Annotated in this window: 12 protein-coding genes and 2 tRNA genes; all 14 read right to left on the bottom strand. The window is 63.6% G+C overall.

Annotation, left to right across the window (positions count from 1 at the left end; all coding sequences use genetic code 11):
* The 14 genes from AYB31_RS10375 to aotP all read right to left on the bottom strand — a co-directional run bounded on the left by AYB31_RS10375 (position 1) and on the right by aotP (position 14,850).
* Positions 1-74: transfer RNA gene (locus AYB31_RS10375), tRNA-Arg, on the bottom strand.
* A gap of 48 nt (positions 75-122) precedes the next feature.
* Positions 123-213: transfer RNA gene (locus tag AYB31_RS10380), tRNA-Ser, on the bottom strand.
* Between the two features lie 62 nt (positions 214-275).
* Entirely contained in the window at positions 276-461 is a 186-nt protein-coding gene (gene csrA, locus AYB31_RS10385; RefSeq protein WP_003244478.1) for a carbon storage regulator CsrA, read from the bottom strand.
* Positions 462-648: 187 nt separating this feature from the next.
* The gene (locus tag AYB31_RS10390; RefSeq protein ID WP_068828347.1) at positions 649-1,887 is read right to left on the bottom strand and encodes an aspartate kinase; all 1,239 of its coding nucleotides are present in this window, start codon (positions 1,885-1,887) and stop codon (positions 649-651) included.
* Positions 1,888-1,989: 102 nt separating this feature from the next.
* Positions 1,990-4,614, bottom strand: a complete 2,625-nt coding sequence (alaS, locus tag AYB31_RS10395) for an alanine--tRNA ligase (RefSeq protein ID WP_068828349.1) — start codon at positions 4,612-4,614, stop codon at positions 1,990-1,992.
* Between the two features lie 146 nt (positions 4,615-4,760).
* Positions 4,761-5,753 (bottom strand): succinylglutamate desuccinylase, encoded by a 993-nt coding sequence (gene astE / locus AYB31_RS10400; protein ID WP_068828351.1) that lies wholly within the window; start codon positions 5,751-5,753, stop codon positions 4,761-4,763.
* Between the two features lie 9 nt (positions 5,754-5,762).
* Positions 5,763-6,047: a topoisomerase II gene (locus AYB31_RS10405; protein ID WP_068828353.1), complete on the bottom strand. Its 285-nt coding sequence runs from the start codon at positions 6,045-6,047 to the stop codon at positions 5,763-5,765.
* 11 nt (positions 6,048-6,058) lie between these two features.
* A complete protein-coding gene (gene astB / locus AYB31_RS10410) occupies positions 6,059-7,405 on the bottom strand; it encodes an N-succinylarginine dihydrolase (RefSeq protein WP_068828355.1) in 1,347 nt (448 codons plus the stop codon).
* A complete protein-coding gene (astD, locus tag AYB31_RS10415) occupies positions 7,405-8,871 on the bottom strand; it encodes a succinylglutamate-semialdehyde dehydrogenase (protein WP_177332292.1) in 1,467 nt (488 codons plus the stop codon). Before astD ends, astB begins: the two co-directional genes overlap by 1 nt.
* The gene (gene astA / locus AYB31_RS10420; RefSeq protein WP_068828359.1) at positions 8,868-9,890 is read right to left on the bottom strand and encodes an arginine N-succinyltransferase; all 1,023 of its coding nucleotides are present in this window, start codon (positions 9,888-9,890) and stop codon (positions 8,868-8,870) included. Before astA ends, astD begins: the two co-directional genes overlap by 4 nt.
* A 101-nt stretch (positions 9,891-9,991) precedes the next feature.
* The gene (gene aruF, locus AYB31_RS10425; RefSeq protein ID WP_068828362.1) at positions 9,992-11,008 is read right to left on the bottom strand and encodes an arginine/ornithine succinyltransferase subunit alpha; all 1,017 of its coding nucleotides are present in this window, start codon (positions 11,006-11,008) and stop codon (positions 9,992-9,994) included.
* 167 nt (positions 11,009-11,175) lie between these two features.
* Positions 11,176-12,396, bottom strand: a complete 1,221-nt coding sequence (locus tag AYB31_RS10430; protein ID WP_068828364.1) for an aspartate aminotransferase family protein — start codon at positions 12,394-12,396, stop codon at positions 11,176-11,178.
* Positions 12,397-13,081: 685 nt separating this feature from the next.
* Entirely contained in the window at positions 13,082-14,068 is a 987-nt protein-coding gene (argR, locus tag AYB31_RS10435; protein WP_068828366.1) for a transcriptional regulator ArgR, read from the bottom strand.
* 17 nt (positions 14,069-14,085) lie between these two features.
* Positions 14,086-14,850, bottom strand: coding sequence for an arginine/ornithine transport ATP-binding protein AotP (aotP, locus tag AYB31_RS10440; protein WP_068828368.1), 765 nt, complete (start codon positions 14,848-14,850; stop codon positions 14,086-14,088).
* Positions 14,851-14,863 lie beyond the last annotated feature (13 nt).

Genomic DNA, 14,863 nt, shown 5'->3' on the forward strand with positions numbered 1-14,863 from the left:
CGGACTCAGGAGGATTCGAACCTCCGACCGCTCGGTTCGTAGCCGAGTACTCTATCCAGCTGAGCTATGAGTCCGTGTCTCTTTTGCCTATCAGGTGTGACAACTGCCTGATCTGCGAAATATGGCGGAGAAGGGGGGATTCGAACCCCCGACACCCTTTTGAGGTGTACTCCCTTAGCAGGGGAGCGCCTTCGGCCACTCGGCCACCTCTCCGCAACACGGGGCGCATGATAACCATGTTTTCCCCGTTTGCAAAGCCAAAATTTCGAGAAAAATTAGTGGCTTGGTTCGTCACCCTTCTCTTTCTGGATGCGCTGGTAAATCTCTTCGCGGTGCACGGCAACTTCCTTCGGAGCGTTAACGCCAATGCGCACCTGGTTACCTTTCACGCCCAACACGGTGACGGTGACATCATCACCCACCATCAGGGTCTCTCCGACCCGGCGAGTCAGAATCAGCATTCCTTTCTCCTCACGGATTTCAATTTTCAGGACAACAGTCTGCAGAAATAAAATGGTGGCAGCCGCGCGTATATCAAGTACACGACCTTCACCCAAGTATTGACCAGCCCGGACAAAAGGAAAGCCCCTATCCAAACCGCCCAAAAACGCGAAAGGCGCGGACCAGCCGCGCCTTTCGGATCGATCATCACTCGGCCTGTCGGGCCGGTGCGTCCAGCTCGAAAGCAGTGTGCAATGCACGTACTGCCAACTCCAGGTATTTCTCCTCGATAACCACCGACACCTTGATCTCGGAAGTCGAGATCATCTGGATGTTGATGGCTTCCTTGGCCAGCGCCTCGAACATGCGACTGGCAACGCCAGCATGGGAACGCATACCAACACCAACGATCGACACCTTGGCAATGTTGATATCGCCAATGACTTCACGAGCACCCAGCTCACGCGCCGTATTTTCCAGGACAGTCATGGCGCCCTGGTAATCATTGCGGTGCACGGTGAAGGTGAAATCCGTGGTGTTATCGTGGGCTACGTTCTGCACGATCATGTCCACTTCGATATTGGCGGCACTGATCGGGCCGAGAATCTTGAAGGCCACGCCTGGAACATCCGGCACACCACGGATAGTCAGCTTGGCTTCGTCGCGATTGAAGGCGATGCCGGAGATGATCGGCTGTTCCATGGATTCCTCTTCATCAAGGGTAATGAGGGTGCCCGGACCCTCCTGGAAGCTGTGCAGCACGCGCAGCGGGACGTTGTACTTGCCGGCGAATTCCACCGAGCGAATCTGCAGCACCTTGGAGCCGAGGCTGGCCATTTCTAGCATCTCCTCGAAGGTGATCTTGTCCAGGCGCTGTGCCTTGGGAACCACACGCGGATCGGTGGTATAGACACCATCGACGTCGGTATAGATCTGGCACTCGTCGGCCTTCAGTGCCGCCGCCAGGGCGACACCAGTGGTGTCGGAACCGCCGCGACCGAGCGTTGTGATATTGCCCTGCTCGTCCACACCCTGGAAACCGGCGACTACGACCACGCGACCGGCCTTGAGGTCGGCCCGGATCTTGGCATCGTCGATCTGCAGGATGCGCGCCTTGTTGTGCGCGCTGTCGGTGAGAATACGCACCTGATTGCCGGTGTAGGACACCGCCGGCACATCGAGCTTGATCAGCGCCATGGCCAGCAGGGCAATGGTCACCTGCTCACCCGTGGAGACCATCACGTCCAGTTCACGCGGCACCGGCTGACCGTCGCTGACCTGCTTGGCCAGATCGATCAGGCGATTGGTTTCGCCACTCATGGCGGAAACCACGACGACAATGTCATCGCCCTTCTCGCGAAACTTCTTCACCTTCTCGGCCACCTGCTGAATACGCTCGACGGTGCCGACTGAGGTGCCCCCAAACTTCTGTACGATCAAAGCCATGTCAAAAAGCCGCCTGATTCCCCGAAGGGCGCCCATTAGACCCGCATCGGGTCACACTGCCAAGGCCCGCCGGACGCGCTGCAGGCCTTGTCTCTCCTGTTCTTACAGCGCGCCGTCGGCAAAGCTCGCGGCCAACGCCAACGCTTCATCCAGCTTGCCGGCATCGACACCGCCGCCCTGAGCCATGTCGGGGCGACCGCCACCCTTGCCCCCTACAGCCGCCGCAGCCTGACGCATCAGGTCGCCAGCCTTGAGCTTGGCGGTCAGGTCCTGAGTGACCCCGGCGACCAGCACGACCTTGCCGTCCTGCACGCCGCCCAGCAGGATCACCGCGCGGCCGAGCTTGTTCTTCAACTGGTCGACCATGGCCAGCAAGGCCTTGCCGTCCAGGCCATCGAGGCGCGACGCCAGCACCTTGATGCCCTTGACGTCCACGGCCGAGCCGGCCAGATCATTGCCGGCCGCGCTGGCAGCCTTGGCCTTGAGCTGCTCCAGCTCCTTTTCCAGCTGGCGATTGCGCTCGACCAGCGCGGACAGCTTGTCCAGCACGTTGTCGCGACTGCCCTTAACCAGTGCCGCCGCTTCTTTCAGCTGCTCTTCGGCGCCATTCAGCCAGGCCAGCGCCGCGGCACCGGTGACACCTTCGATACGGCGCACGCCGGCAGCCACGCCACCTTCGCTGGTGATCTTGAACAGGCCGATATCGCCAGTACGCGCTACGTGGGTGCCGCCGCACAGTTCGACGGAGAAGCCGCCGCCCATGGTCAGCACGCGCACGTCATCGCCGTATTTTTCGCCGAACAGCGCCATGGCGCCCTTGGCCTTGGCGGTTTCGATATCGGTTTCCTCGGTTTCGACTTCGCTGTTGCCGCGGATTTCCGCGTTGACCAGATCCTCCAGGGCCTTCAGCTGCTCGGGCTTGATCGCCTCGAAGTGGCTGAAGTCGAAGCGCAGCCGCTGGCTGTCGACCAGCGAGCCCTTCTGCTGCACATGCTCACCAAGGATCTGACGCAGCGCGGCGTGCAGCAGGTGGGTCGCGGAGTGGTTGAGAGCCGTGGCCTGGCGCACCGCCGCATCCACCTGAGCCTCGACGAGCGCACCGACCTTGAGGCCGCCCTGGGCCACGATACCGTGATGCAGGAACGCACCGCCGGCCTTGGTGGTGTCGCGCACATCGAAGCGCAAACCAGCGGCCGACAGATAGCCACAATCACCCACCTGGCCACCGGATTCGGCGTAGAACGGCGTCTGGTCGAGGACGATCACGCCCTCCTCGCCTTCGCCCAGGCTGTCGACGGCAGCTCCGTCCTTGAACAGGGCCACGACCTTGCCGCTGCCGCTGGTGCCCTGGTAGCCGAGGAAGACGGTATCACTGTCGACCTTGACCAGGCTGTTGTAGTCCATACCGAAGGCGCTGGCGGAGCGAGCGCGCTCGCGCTGGGCCTCCATCTCGCGTTCGAAGCCCTCCTCGTCGAGGGTCAGTTCGCGCTCGCGGGCGATGTCACCGGTCAGGTCGACCGGGAAACCGTAGGTGTCGTACAGCTTGAAGATCACATCGCCTGGAATGACCGATCCTTTCAGCTCGGCCAGGTCCTGTTCGAGGATCTTCAGGCCCTGTTCCAGGGTCTTGGCGAACTGCTCTTCCTCGGTCTTCAGCACGCGTTCGATATGCGCCTGCTGCTGTTTCAGCTCGGGGAAAGCCTCGCCCATCTCGGCGACCAGCGCCGCGACGATCTGGTAGAAGAAGCTGCCCTTAGCGCCCAGCTTGTTGCCGTGACGGCAGGCGCGACGAACGATGCGGCGCAGTACATAGCCGCGACCTTCATTGGACGGAGTCACGCCGTCGGCAATCAGGAAGCTGCAGGAGCGAATGTGGTCGGCGACCACCTTCAGCGAGGCTTGGCCTTCGTTGGTGCAGCCGATGGCCTTGGCGGCGGCATTCAGCAGATTCTGGAACAGGTCGATCTCGTAGTTCGAGTTGACGTGCTGCAGCACGGCGCTGATGCGCTCCAGGCCCATGCCGGTATCCACACTCGGTGCCGGCAGCGGGTGCAGCACGCCGTCCGCAGTGCGATTGAACTGCATGAACACGTTGTTCCAGATCTCGATGTAGCGGTCGCCGTCTTCTTCCGGCGTGCCGGGCGGACCGCCCCAGATGTGCTCACCGTGGTCGAAGAAGATCTCGGTGCACGGGCCGCACGGGCCGGTATCGCCCATCGCCCAGAAATTGTCGGAAGCGTACGGCGCACCCTTGTTGTCACCGATGCGGATCATGCGCTCGGCAGGGATACCGACTTCCTTGTGCCAGATGTCGTAAGCCTCGTCGTCGGTCGCATAGACGGTGACCCAGAGCTTCTCCTTGGGCAGGTTCAGCCACTTGTCGCTGGTCAGGAACTCCCAGGCGTAGGTGATGGCGTCGCGCTTGAAATAGTCGCCGAAGCTGAAGTTGCCCAGCATCTCGAAGAAGGTATGGTGACGGGCGGTGTAGCCGACGTTCTCCAGGTCGTTGTGCTTGCCGCCAGCGCGCACACACTTCTGGCTGGTGGTAGCGCGGGTGTAGGCGCGCTTCTCCAAGCCGAGGAAGCAGTCCTTGAACTGGTTCATGCCGGCATTGGTGAACAGCAGGGTCGGGTCGTTCGCCGGGATCAGCGAACTGGAGGCGACGCGGGTGTGGCCCTTCTCTTCGAAGAAACGGAGGAAGGCTTCACGGATTTCTGCGCTTTTCATCGATTTCATCCAGGCAAACGACAGCACGGCAAACGCCGGCAAAGGGCCGCATTATATCGGCCCCGAGCGGCATGGACAGCCCGTTTACGGGGAATTTGGATAGAAAACGACTATCGCACCCTCTGGCGTTCACAACCCGAGGAGAATCAGAGCTCGGTAGGGACGATCAGGATGCCAGCGCGCAGGCCGTTGCGGACCTTGGGGTTGGGGAAAATGATGCGCGCGCCCTGCTCCTCCACCAGCCAGCGGGTGCCGGCGATGTCCTCGGCCAGCAGGAAACCCGGCTCCAGCTCGGTGAAGTTCTCGATATCGGCCGGCAGGTGCAACTGGAAGGCGTCGCTGTGCTTGATCACCTCGCGGGCCACGGCAAACAGCTGCAAGCCGTCCAGCGACTCGGTCGGCGGCTCGCAGTTCTCCACCAACTGACGCAGGCGGCGCTCCAGCAGGTCGAGATTGACCGCCTCGTTTTGCCCGAAGGGCCTCGCCTTTCCCAGCTCCAGGGTAAAGGCCTCGGCGCCCAGACGCGCATAGGTGTATGAGCTGAAGGTGATGCCGGTCTTGCGCTGCAGCAGCACGGCATCGATACCGGCGGCATTCAGCCGGGCCAGCTCGGCGCGCGAGTGTTCACGACCTTCGACATAGGGATAGAGGGCGAACTGTTCGATCTTCGACGCGCGGATCGCGGTATGCAGGTCATAGTGCAGGCGCGCACGGCCTTCCCGAGCGAAAAAGGCAGCGGCGTAGCGCTCCAGCTCGTTGGCACGCAGCGCCTCGAAACCGCTGCTCTGCTCATGCCGCCCATCGAACAGGCGATTGATGTCCTGCTCCACGTAACGTTCGCCACGGCGCATGGCCTCGGGATTGCCGAACAAAAAGAGGATGCGGGCACTCGGCAGCAACTGGCCGGAGGCGATGGCCTGCAGCAGGCGGTCGAGTAGCTCGATCGGCGCCGTTTCGTTGCCGTGGATACCCGCCGACAGCAGCAGGTCGAGGCCGCTGTCGTCGTGGGCCGCAGGAGTGACTTCCAGCGCGCCCTCACCCAGCCAGTGCAGGCGCGCGCCCTCGCGCGTCAGCTGAATCTTCTCGGTCGGCTCACGGCCGGCCAGGGTCAGTTCGAGCAGTCGGCCAAGGGCGAGCATGGGACTTCCTCAGTGGTTGCAGTCTGGACCGTGCACATGGTCTTCGTCGTCATCACCCAGCTCGGCCGGCTCCATTTCCAGCTGCAGGCCGACCAGGTTGGTGGCTTGCGGGCGCAGTATCAGATTGGCGAACTCGGCATCGCCCTCCTCCACGTCCACACCGATCAGCAGCTGGTCGCCAACTGCCTGGATCCACACTTCCTTGCCCTGCCACATGACGGCGAAGCGGGTGCAGGAGGTTTCCAGCTGGGTGCCGTCGGTATCTTCGAGGATGAGTTGCAGGGCTTCGGACATGTTCAGGGTACTCAGACGAGTTGGAAGGGGTAGACGGAGCCCAGTTTAAGGATCTGCGTCAGTTCATCCAGTGCCGTGCGGCACTCGATCAGCAATTGCGGGTCGGCCAGGTCGCTTTCCGCCAGGCGGTCACGATAGTGCTTGTCGACCCAGGTATTGAGGGTAGCGAATAGCGCAGGAGTCATCACCACGCCCGGATTGACCGCGGCCAGCTCGTGCTCCTTGAGCGCCACGCGCAGGCGCAGACAGGCCGGGCCGCCGCCATTCTGCATGCTCTGCTTGAGGTCGAACACCTTGACCTCGCGAATCGGCCCATTGCCACTGGTGAGCTGCTGCAGGTAGTTCCAGACATTGGCGTTGTTGCGGCACTCCTCCGGTACCACCAGCAGCATGCCGCCGTCGGCGCGGGTCAGCAGCTGGCTGTTGAACAGGTAGGAGCGCACCGCATCCTCCACGCTCACCGCCTCGACCGGCACGCGCACAGCCTGGAAGTTGCCGCCGCGACGGGCCAGCTTGTCGCCCAGTTCGGCCAGCACCTTGTCGGTGTCGAGGAAGGCATCCTGGTGATAGAACAGCACTTCGCCGTTGCCTACCGAGATCACGTCGTTGTGGAACACGCCCTGGTCGATCACGTCGGGATTCTGCTGGGCATAGACCACACCCTCTGCGCCCAGGCCATGCAGGCGGGCCACCGCCTGGCAGGCCTCCAGGGTCTGCCGTGCCGGGTACCGCAGCGGTTGCGGGTAACGCGCATCGAAGGCGCTGCGACCGAACACGAAGAACTCCACACCGGCATCGCCGTAATCCTTGCAGAAGCGCGTGTGGTTGGCCGCGCCCTCGTCACCAAACTGGCCCACGGCGGGCAGTGCAGCGTGGTGGGCGAAATGTTCATCGTTATTGAACATGGCGCGCAGCACGCGACTGGTGGTCGGGTGCTCGATGCTGCGGTGGAACTTGCAGTTGAGGTTGGCGGCGGTGAAATGCACGCGGCCATCGGTCGTATCGGCGCTGGGGCTGACGGTGCAAGAGTTGGCCGTCCACATGCAGGAGGCAGAACTCACGGCGGCCAGCAATGGCATGGCCTCCTTGGCGGCCTGGGCGATGACCTGAGCATCGGTTCCACTGAAGCCCAGGCTGCGCAGCGCGGCCACATCCTGGCGCTCCTGCGGGGCGAATACGCCCTGCTTGAAGCCCATGTCCATCAGCGCCTTCATCTTGCCCAGGCCCTGCTTGGCGGCCTCCTTCGGGTTGGACGCCACCTGGCTGTTGCTCTGCGAAGCCACGTTGCCGTAGGACAGACCACCGTAGTTGTGGGTCGGACCGACCAGGCCGTCGAAGTTCATTTCATAGGCGGACATCACAGACTCACTCCCGGGGTCAGGGTGGCGGGCAGGCTCAGGGTTTCACTTTCCAGCGATGCGACCGGGTAGGCGCAGTAATCAGCGGCGTAATAGGCACTGGCGCGGTGGTTGCCGGAAGCGCCGACGCCACCGAACGGCGCGCTGCTGGCGGCACCGGTCAGCTGCTTGTTCCAGTTGACGATGCCGGCGCGGCTCTCGATCAGGAACTGCTGGTAACGCTCGGCGGAATCCGACAGCAGGCCGGCCGCCAGACCGTACTGGGTGTTGTTGGCCTCGGCGATGGCGGCATCGAAGCCGTCGTAGCGGATCACCTGCAGCAGCGGGCCGAAGAACTCCTCATCGATACGCTCGGCGACAGCCGTCACATCGAGGATGCCCGGCGTCAGCAACGCGGCAGTGTCTACCGGCTGGATCATTTCCAGCAGCGCCACGGCACCCTTGTCGATCAGATGTTTCTGCGCCTTGAGCAGGTGCTCGGCCGCCTGCAGGGAAATCACCGAGCCCATGAAAGGGGCCGGCTGCTCGTCGAAGGCACCGACCTTGATGGTCGAGGCCACGGCCACCAGGCGCGCCAGCAGAGCATCGCCCCAGGCGCCGACCGGCACCAGCAGACGCCGCGCGCAAGTGCAGCGCTGGCCGGCGGAGATGAAGGCGGACTGGATGATGGTATAGACGGCGGCATCGACATCGGCGACCTGATCGACCACCAGCGGGTTATTGCCGCCCATCTCCAGCGCCAGGATCTTGTCCGGACGGCCGGCGAACTGGCTGTGCAGCAGGTTGCCGGTGCGGCTGGAACCGGTGAAGAACAGCCCATCGATGCCCGGATTAGCAGCCAGGGCCACGCCGGTTTCGCGAGCACCCTGCACCAGGTTGAGCACGCCAGCCGGCAAGCCGGCCTCGATCCAGCACTTGACCGTCAGCTCGGCGACTTTCGGGGTCAGCTCGCTGGGTTTGAATACCACCGCGTTGCCGGCCAGCAGCGCCGGCACGATATGCCCGTTGGGCAGGTGGCCGGGGAAGTTGTAAGGGCCGAACACGGCGACCACGCCATGTGGCTTGTGGCGCAGTACGGCAGTGGCGTCGGCCAGCGGACCGCTCTTGGTGCCGGTACGCTCGCGGTAGCTCTGCACGGAGATGGCGACCTTGTTGACCATGCTGGTCACCTCGGTTGCAGATTCCCACAGCGGCTTGCCGGTTTCCTCGCCGATAGCGCGGGCCAGCTCGTCGGCATGGCTCTTCAGGGTGGCAGCGAACTGTTCCAGCACGGCGATGCGCTCTTCCAGCGGACGCCGCGCCCAGGCCGGGAAGGCGGCGCGGGCGGCATTGACTGCCTCATCGACCTGAGGGGCACTGGCACCCTTGCCACTCCACACGGCTTCCTGGGTCACCGGATCGAGCGAATCGAAGGCCTCGCCCTGCCCAATCTGCCAGGTACCTGCAATGTAGTGAGTGGTCATTATTTGCTCTCCTTGGCCGACAGCGGCACCGCGCGTACCTGGCTACCGGCACTCAGCTGCAGACGCTTGGCGGTTTGTGCATCGACTACCAGCGTGCCGGACGCCATGCGCGCAGAGGCGGCGGTGATGCGGCAGTCTTCGCGCTTGCGGTTATGGATCAGGTAGGGAATGGCGTCGTCGCCCGGCGTACCAATCGCCAGGACCAGGGTCTGGCTGTCACGCACGGCGCGGATCTTGTCGGTTTCCACTTCGATCGCCGGGCCGGCGTCGAAGATGTCGACATAGCCCTGGTAGCTGAAACCCTCGCCCTTGAGCATGGCCAGCGCCGGCTCGGTGTCCGTGTGCACACGCCCGATGACGGCGCGCGCCTCTTCGGAGAGGAAGCAGGTGTAGAGCGGAAACTTGGGCATCAGCTCGGCAATGAAAGCCTTGTTGCCAACGCCGGTGAGGTAGTCGGCCTGGCCGAACTCCATCTTGAAGAAGTGCCGACCCAAGCTGTCCCAGAATGGCGAGCGACCGCTGGCATCGGACATGCCGCGCATCTCGGCGATCACCTTGCTGCCGAACAGCTCACGGAATTCGGCGATGAACAGCAGGCGAGCCTTGGACAGCAGGCGGCCATTGAGCCCCGTGCGGTGCTCGGCATGCAGGAACAGCGAGCACAGCTCGGAGTTGCCGGTCAGGTCGTTGGCCAGAAACAGGGTGGGAATTTCGCGGTGGATCTTCAGTTCCTGGGAGGCGCTGACGGTAAGACCGACCCGGTAGTTGTACCAGGGCTCACGCAGGCCCACCGCGCCTGCCACGGCAGAGATGCCGACGACCTTGCCATCGTCGTCCTCGAGCACGAACAGGTAGTCGGCATCGGCGCGCTCGACCTGGCCACTGAAAGTCTTTTCCGCCCAGCCGACCCGGTGCGTCAGACGCTCCTCGTTGGCCGGCAAGGTGGTCAGGCCGGTGCCAGTGCTACGGGCCAGCTCGATCAGCGCCGGCAGATCGGTGCTACGGACGGGACGAACGATCATATTGCCTCCAGAATTTCACCCCTCTCGGGGCCAGGGGTGAGGGAACCGCCCTCATCCGGCCCAGCGGGCCACCTTCTCCCGACGGGAGAAGGGTTAAAGCATCAAACCGCGACCAGCCGCACGCTGGCGCCTTCGCCGACGCCCAGGGCCTCGGCCGCCTCGGCACTGAGCATCACCGGCTTGCCGGGCACCCAGTCGAGCTCGGCGACGATGGCGCGGAAATCCTGGAGCTGGCCGTTACTCACCAGGTACTGACGCCCGCCCTTGCCCGGCTCGCCAAGGCGCACCGGCACCACGCGGCTCTGGGCGATGGAGCGGATACCCGAGGTGCGTGCATGCAGGGTCGGGCCACCGTCGAAGATGTCGATGTAGTGATCGGTCTCGAAGCCTTCGCGCATCAGGATGTCGAAGGTGATCTGCGCCCGCGGGTGCACCTGCCCCATGGCTTCCTGGGCGCTGTCCGGCAGCAACGGCACATAGATCGGGTAATGCGGCATCAGCTCGGCGAGGAAGGTACGGCTCTTCAGGCCGCACAGGCGCTCGGCCTCGGCGTAGTTCATGTCGAAGAAGTTGCGTCCGACCGCATCCCAGAACGGCGAGTCACCCTGCTCGTCGCTGTGGCCGACTATTTCCACCACCACGGCATCGGCGAAGCGTTCCGGCTGGCCAGCCATGAACAGCAGGCGGCCACGCGAGTTGAGCTCGGCGACGGGGCTGTCGACCAGGTCGCGCTGCACGTAGAAGCTGGTCAGCAGGCTGTTGCCGGTGAGGTCGTGGCACAGCGAGAGGACGTGAATCTTGTTGTGGATCTTCAGCTCGCGCGCGGCGTGCACGAAGGTCTCGTTACGGAAGCTGTAGAAAGGTTCGGAGTAGCCGGCCGAAGCGACGATCGCCGAACAGCCGAGCAGCTTGCCACTGGCGGAGTCTTCGAGGACGAAGAAATAGCTCTCCTCGCCATTGAAGCTGACCTCGGCGGCGAAGGACGCCTCGGAGGCGGCGATCTTGTCGCGCAGGCGATTGGCGTCATCCGGCAGCGAAGTGACGCCCACCGGGCTGTCCGCCGCCAGACGCTGCACTTCGGCAAGGTCGGACATCTGCGCAGGGCGCATCACCAGCATGACGTTACTCCTTTCCCGGAACTGCGCCCCTCGACAGGGCGACTTCGAATAAAAACCCCAGAAGGACCTGAGTCTCCTCTGGAGAAAGACCGGCACCAGTCCGGCCACGCATGGAGCGGCTCATCCTGAGAATGGGGGCAGCGCCTCCTGCGCCGCCCCGTCAAGCATCAGCCCTGGACCAGCTTGGCCACGCCGCTCTCGAAACGATCCAGGCCCTCATCGATGTCGGCATCTTCGACCACCAGGCTGGGGGCGAAACGCACCACATCGGGGCTGGCCTGCAGCACCATCACGCCCTCAATGGCCACCGCATCGAGCACGGCCTTGGCCTTGCCTTTCCAGGCGTCACTCAGCACGCAGCCGATCAGCAGACCCAGGCCACGCACTTCACTGAACAGGCCATAGCGCTCGCCAATGGCCTCGAGACGCTGCTTGAACTTGGCATGCTTGGTCTTGACGCCCGCCAGCACTTCGGGGGTATTGACCACGTCCAGCACCGCCTCGGCCACCGCACAGGCCAGCGGGTTACCACCGTAGGTAGTGCCGTGGGTACCGACCGCCAGGTGCTTGGCCAGCTCGGTGGTCGTCAGCATGGCGCCGATGGGGAAGCCACCGCCCAGGCTCTTGGCGCTGGAGAGGATGTCCGGGGTTACCCCGTAGTGCATGTAGGTGAACAGCTCGCCGCTGCGGCCCATGCCGCTCTGCACTTCGTCGAAGATCAGCAGCGCGTTGTGCTCATCACACAGCTTGCGCGCGCCTTCCAGGTAGGCCTGATCCGCCGGCAGCACGCCGCCCTCGCCCTGGATCGGCTCCAGTACCACGGCACAGGTCTTGTCCGAGATGGCCGCCTTCAGCGCATCCAGGTCGTTGTACGGGACATGGCTGATGCCCTCGATCTTCGGCCCGAAGCCATCGGAATACTTGGGCTGACCACCGACGCTGACGGTGAACAGGGTACGGCCGTGGAAACTGTTTACCGCCGCGATGATCTCGTGCTTTTCCGGGCCGAACTTGTCGTGGGCAACACGGCGGGCCAGCTTGAAGGCCGCTTCATTGGCCTCGGCGCCGGAGTTGCAGAAGAACACGCGCTCGGCGAAGGTCGCCGCCACCAGCTTATGTGCCAGGCGCAGGGCCGGCTCGTTGGTGAACACGTTGGAGATGTGCCACAGGGTATTGGCCTGCTCGGTCAGCGCCGCCACCAACGCCGGATGGCAATGACCAAGAGCGTTGACGGCGATACCGCCCGCGAAGTCGATCAGCTCGCGACCATTCTGATCCCAGACTCGTGAGCCCTCGCCACGCACCGGCACAAAGGCGGCAGGGGCATAGTTGGGCACCATGTACTGGTCGAAATCGGCGCGTTGCACCGGGTCGTGCTGAACGGACATCGGGGATCTCCTGAATTAGGAACACCGCACAAAATGGCAGGTGATGAAAGGATTGTAGGGGCTGCCCGGAGCACCGCATTGTCGCCATGCGACAACTTCTTACAGCGGCAACCCGCGGTTTTCCTGGGCTTTCGGCAAAGCGACAGAAAGCTGCGGAATTGCGCAGTTTAAACGCTGCGCGGGGGATCGGGGCATTTCGCTGCGCCCCTGCGGCCCGCCCATCTGCGCAACACATCCATTCAGCCTACTGATGGGAAGTTGGGCTCCGATTTACCCGAGGGTTTATTGCGGTGCGGCTTTAGCCGCGATAACCGGCAGCGGCAATGCGACCCACATCGCGGCTAAAGCCGCACCCACGAAAAGCATGAGCCAGCACTCAAACTTTCAGGCAGCGCAAACGCCCCTTCAGGAGGGTGAGTGGAGTCGCCGTGGAAGGGCTTGAGCGGCACGGACGCCGCAAGAGCCGCGACCGCCCAAACAGGGATGGCCTTCGCGACAGGCCCCTGGAGTAGCGATGGAACGAACCCGGAGCGAAGCGCCGGATGGCGGGGCAAACGCTTTTGATTACTTTTGGCGGGACCAGCCATCCGACGACTGACAAGAGTGACCCGCCCAGCAGGGCGGAACAGAAACATCGAACAGCACGATAAGCAGCTGCTGCGCGAAAACAGACTAGCTGCCGACCTCAGCCCCGCTCTGCCGCCGCCGGTGCAATCTCGAACGGACTGGCACTGCGTCGCTGGTTGCGATCTTCGCGCGGAGTGGCGCCGAAGAAGTTGCGGTAGGCGCTGGAGAAGTGCGGGCCGGAGGAGAAGCCGCAGGACAGGCCGATCTGGATGATCGACTTGCTGGTCTGCATCAGTAGCTGGCGCGCCTTGTTCAGGCGCAGCTCCAGGTAGTACTGGCTGGGCACTCGATTGAGGTACTGCTTGAAGATGCGCTCCAGCTGGCGGCGCGACACGCACACATGCTGGGCGATCTCGTCGGTGGTCAGCGGCTCTTCGATGTTGGCCTCCATCAGCAGCACCGCCTGGGTCAGCTTGGGATGGCTGGAGCCGATGCGGTTCTGCAGCGGAATGCGCTGGCGCTCGCCGCCTTCGCGAATGCGCTCGACCACCAGCTCCTCGCTCACTGCGCCAGCCAGCTCGGCGCCGTGGTCACGGGCCAGCACGGCCAGCAACAGGTCGAGCACGGCCAGGCCGCCGCAGGCGCTGAGACGGTCGCGATCCCAGTCGAACAGGTGGCTGGTGGCGATCACCTTGGGAAAGCGTTCGGTGAAGTCGTCCTGCCAGCGCCAGTGCACGGCGGCGCGGTAGCCGTCGAGCAGGCCAAGCAGTGCCAGCGGATAGACGCCAGCGGACAGACCGCCGATGGCGACGCCGGCACGCGCCAGCTGCTTGAGCGCCGAGGCCAGCGCCGGCGCGACCTGAGCTGGCGGCTCGTCCGCCAGCAGGAACAGCTTCTGACAGCCATCCAAGCGCCCGACCCAGGGCTCACCCGGCAGGCGCCAGGCTCCCTCGGCAGGTGTTTCAGCCTGGAGGAAGCGCAGTTCGTAGGACACTTCTGGATGGACGCGCTGCGCCATGCGCAGAGCCTCCTCGGCCAGGGCCAGGGTCGTGGGCCTGGTTTCTGGCCAGATCAGGAAGGCAATGCTGTGGGCAGTGGGCGTCATGGTTGCCAGTCTAGTGCTTACTTCAGGCTGCCGGAAAGGAACTGCTTCAGGCGATCGGACTGCGGGTTGGCCAGCACCTCGCGCGGGCAGCCGGTTTCTTCGACCAGGCCCTTGTGCAGGAAGATGAGCTGGTTGGACACCTCGCGGGCGAAGCCCATCTCGTGGGTCACCACCACCATGGTGCGGCCTTCCTGGGCCAGGTCCTGCATGACCTTGAGCACTTCACCGACCAGCTCGGGGTCGAGTGCCGAGGTCGGCTCGTCGAACAGCATCACTTCCGGCTCCATGGCCAGGGCGCGGGCAATGGCCACGCGCTGCTGCTCGCCGCCGGACATATGTGCCGGGTACGCATCTTTCCGATGCGCCACGCCAACCTTGGCCAGGTAATGCTCGGCCTTTTCCAGCGCCTCCTTCTTCGGCACGCCAAGCACATGCACCGGCGCCTCGATGATGTTCTCCAGGGCGCTCATGTGCGACCACAGGTTGAAGTGCTGGAACACCATGGACAGCCGCGAGCGCATGCGCTGCAACTGTTTGGCATCGGCCGCCTTGAGGGCGCCGTCCTTGTTGGCCACCAGCTTGAGCTCTTCGCCATTGAGCAGGATCTTGCCGCCGTGCGGCTGCTCCAGCATGTTGATGCAGCGCAGGAAGGTACTTTTGCCCGAGCCACTGGAGCCGATGATGCTGATCACGTCGCCGGCCTTGGCCGCCAGGGACACGCCTTTCAGCACTTCGTGGTCGCCGTAGCGTTTGTGCAGATCCTGAACTTCGAGTTTGTACATGGTTGAGTTCTCG

Origin of the sequence: Pseudomonas sp. BMS12, assembly GCF_001592875.1 — a bacterium.
Lineage (GTDB): Bacteria > Pseudomonadota > Gammaproteobacteria > Pseudomonadales > Pseudomonadaceae > Aquipseudomonas.